The 3,665-nt window shown below is 74.1% G+C and carries 2 protein-coding genes, 2 tRNA genes and 1 pseudogene; all 5 read right to left on the bottom strand.

The annotated features are described in order from the left end of the window. Window positions 1-638 (bottom strand): annotated as a pseudogene (locus AN216_RS21055) (hypothetical protein); the annotation flags it as partial. Window positions 639-1,054: 416 nt separating this feature from the next. Next, window positions 1,055-2,389 (bottom strand): phosphoribosylamine--glycine ligase, encoded by a 1,335-nt coding sequence (gene purD / locus AN216_RS21050; RefSeq protein ID WP_070198286.1) that lies wholly within the window; start codon window positions 2,387-2,389, stop codon window positions 1,055-1,057. A gap of 202 nt (window positions 2,390-2,591) precedes the next feature. Then, on the bottom strand, window positions 2,592-3,107 hold the full coding sequence (locus AN216_RS21045) for an Immediate-early protein 2 (protein WP_070198287.1): 516 nt from the start codon (window positions 3,105-3,107) through the stop codon (window positions 2,592-2,594). Window positions 3,108-3,275: 168 nt separating this feature from the next. Next, a tRNA-Gly gene (locus AN216_RS21040) sits at window positions 3,276-3,351 on the bottom strand. 73 nt (window positions 3,352-3,424) lie between these two features. Next, a tRNA-Gly gene (locus AN216_RS21035) sits at window positions 3,425-3,496 on the bottom strand. Window positions 3,497-3,665 lie beyond the last annotated feature (169 nt).

Raw genomic sequence — 3,665 nt, 5'->3', positions numbered from 1 at the left:
GCGCGCGCCACCGCCGCGTCGAGGCCCCGCACGCAGGCCCGCGCGGCTGCTATGTCCGGGTGTGCCCAGGGCCCGGTGCCGGCCACCACGGGTGCGAGCAGGGCACGCAGCTCCGGGATCCGCAGCCACCACAGGAACGGCGAACCGATGACCAGCACCGGTGCCCCCTCGACCGAAGCACCGGCCGGGCCGTCGGCCGCAGCATCGCCGGCCGAACCGGCCCGCTGACCCTCCGGCGCCGGGTGATCGCCGTCCTCCAACCAACTGTCACAGTCCGGGGTCAGGGCGATGGCGGACGGAGCCGGCACGTCCAGCCGCCGCGCGAGGTCGCCGACCAACGCGTGCAGGTCGGGCGCCATGGAGGGGGGCACCGCGATGGTCGGGGTGACCGCCGGCCGGGACCGGATGATCGCCGCCGTGACTCCACCGCCGACCAGGAGCGCGAGCACCGCGAAGCCGGAAACCGCCCAACAGGCCCCCTGCCAGGAGCCGCTCAGCCGCCCGGTGGCCCGAGCCGCCCACAGGATGACCGCGACACCCGCCGGCAGCAGCGCGGCGGCCAGCGCCGCGCCGCGGACACGCAGCACCGCGAGCGCGTGGTCCCGCGCCGTGGGGACGGACGATCGCTTTCCCAGCACGAGCTACCTCCCCTTCGACGATGTGGGTCCGGGGTGTCCGGAATGGGTCACGCGACGTGTTCCCCACTGTGGCACCGCGCACGGACACCGCAACGTACGGACAGCCGGCCGACGGACGAGCCGCTCCCCACGGACTCGCCGACCCGGACCCGGACCGGCCACCACCGAGTCACCCCCGTGACCCGGGACGGGCGCCTCGCACGGCGCCGCGCCCAGGCGACCGAGCCTGTCGCCCCCGAAGGTAGTTGGACGTTGCTCAGGCGTCAGCAGTAACGCACACCGATCACTCGATGGAATGGCTTTGGGCAGAGGTGTTGCGTTCGGGAGGGGTGATGCGATTGTCCCCTACATCCCGTGACGCCCTGATCGTCCCGCTGCTGCCCGGACGCGACCAGCATCGCCCCGCCGCGTACGCCTCAGTCCCGTTCCGCGTCCGATACGGCCACGCCCTCGCCGGCCGCCCCGGCGCCGGACCCAGCGTCGGCGCCGGACCCTGCGTCAGCCGCAGCCGCCGCGGCGATGTCCGTACGGTGGTGGGAACCGGCCAGTTGAATCCGCCCCACCGCCTCGTACGCGCGCGCACGCGCGCTGCCCAGGTCCGCGCCCGTGGCGGTCACCGACAGCACGCGCCCGCCCGCGCTCACCGTCCGCCCCTCGGTGTCCTCCCGGGTGCCCGCGTGCAGCACGTACGCGTGGGGCGCGTCCCGCTTGCGCACCTCGGCCAGGCCCTCCACCGGGTCCCCGGTCCGCGGCGCGGCCGGATAGTCGGCGGCCGCGACCACCACGGTCACCGCGCCACCCGCGGACCAGCGCAGCGGCGGGAACGTCGCCAACTGCCCGGTCGCGGCGGAGTGCAGCAGGCCGGCGAGCGGCGTCCGCAGCCGGGCCAGCACCGCCTGCGTCTCCGGGTCCCCGAAGCGCGCGTTGAACTCGATCACCCGGACTCCGCGTGAGGTGAGCGCCAGGCCCGCGTACAACAGGCCGGTGAACGGCGTGCCGCGGCGCCGCAGTTCGTCGACCGTCGGCCGCAGCACCGAACGCTCGACCTCCTCGACCAGCCGCGGATCGGCCCAGGGGAGCGGGGAGTACGCGCCCATGCCGCCGGTGTTGGGTCCCTCGTCGGCGTCGTGGGCCCGCTTGAAGTCCTGCGCTGGCTCCAGCGGCACGACGTGCTCGCCGTCGGTGATCGCGAACAACGAGACCTCCGGCCCGTCGAGGTACTCCTCGATCACCGAACCCCCGACGCACGTCAGGGCGTGCGCCCGCGCGGCGGCTCGGTCCGCGGTCACCACCACGCCCTTGCCGGCCGCCAGTCCGTCGTCCTTCACTACGTACGGCGGTCCGAAGGCGTCCAGCGCGGCGTCCACCTCGACCTCGCCGGTGCACACGTACGACCGGGCGGTGGGCACCTGCGCGGCGGCCATCACGTCCTTCGCGAACGCCTTGGAGCCCTCCAGCCGGGCCGCCCGCGCGGACGGCCCGAACACCGCGACACCACGCGCCCGTACGGCGTCCGCCACCCCCGCCACCAGCGGCGCCTCGGGGCCGATCACGACCAGCTCGGCGCCCAGCCCGACCGCCAGCCCGGCGACCTCGGCACCGTCCAGCGGGTCGACGGCGTGCCGCGTCGCCAGCTCGGCGATGCCGGGGTTGCCGGGGGCGCAGTGCAGTTCGGTGACGCCGGGGTCGAGTGCCAGTGAGCGGCACAGCGCGTGCTCACGGGCGCCGCCGCCGATAACGAGGACCTTCACGGAGCCAGCCTAAAGCAGCCCCGGCCGCCCCCGGCCGGCAGCGTCCCACCACGTACGGCCCCCGCGTACGCCCCCGCGTACGTCCCGGCAGCGGGATGCGGCACGTCGCCGCCATGGGCGTACGGCGGACGTACGGCTGGCCGGTTCGCCGACGTACCCGCGCGTGGGTGTCGCGGCCTCTCCTGCCGGCGGGTACGCGCCGTCACCGCTCGCGCTCCGCGGACGTCCCGGTGCTCAGCAGACTGTCCAGCGCTCTGCCGAACACCAGCCGGCAGGCGACGACCAGCAGCGGGTCGCAGGTCCTCGGGAGGAAGCGCACGCGCATGTCCTCCCGCCAGACGACCTGCGAACCGCCGGCCCGCGTACGGACGGTGATCTCGGCCCAACCGGTGACCACCCGGCCGCGTTTGACCAGGCGGCACCAGCCCTCGGCCGCGCCGCCGGTACGGGCGCGGGCAGCAGGTCCAGGGTCCGGTTCCGGTGCTGATCCCGCTTCCGTCGGGGGACGCCAGTCGACGACCTCCATCGGGTCGTCGAAGCCGAACGGTCCGAGGGCCGTACGGGCCACGAACACGGTCCCTCGCGCGTCGGGCGGCCGGGTCCGGACGATGATCCTGGTGAACGGCACGGTGTCGGCATGCCGCCGCCACCGGGTCACCCGACGCCAGCACTCCCCGACGGGCAGCGCGGAGGTGCGTTCCACACGGAAGAGGGCCACGCGCGGATCGTACGGGGACTCCGGCACGGCAGCACGGTGGCGGGGCGGTGGGGCGGTGGGGCGGTGGGGCGGCGGGGCACGATCCCGGCACCCGGCGCTCGGCACGCCAATCAACAGTGGGACGAGCACAGCAAAGAGGCCCGGTCGGAATGACCGGGCCTCTTTTCCTGGAGCGGACGACGAGGTTCGAACTCGCGACCTCAACCTTGGCAAGGTTGCGCTCTACCAGCTGAGCTACGTCCGCACGCATCCACCCGGCTTTCACCGAGTGGCGCGCCATTCATCCTAACCGATCCGGAGACCGGTCAAGCAGGCGGAGCGGGTGACAGGGATCGCACACTGCGCCTCCCCCTTGGAAAGGGGGCGCTCTACTACTGAGCTACACCCGCGTGTCCGGAGGTTTCCCTCGCGGCGATGCCTGAACTCTAGCGGATCAACCGGGGGTGCTGGCAAGTCGCTTCAGCACGCGGCTCGACTCGCGGCCCAACGCGGGGCCCCCGCACACGGCTCGGCGCGCGAGGACACCGCTCAGCGCGCGGCGTTGAAGGCTTCGTAGAC

The sequence above is a fragment of the Streptomyces oceani genome (assembly GCF_001751245.1).
In the GTDB taxonomy this organism is placed as follows: Bacteria; Actinomycetota; Actinomycetes; order Streptomycetales; family Streptomycetaceae; genus Streptomyces; species Streptomyces oceani.
The sequence above is the reverse complement of the archived record's forward strand: the minus strand, read 5'-3'. Positions and strand labels throughout refer to the sequence as shown.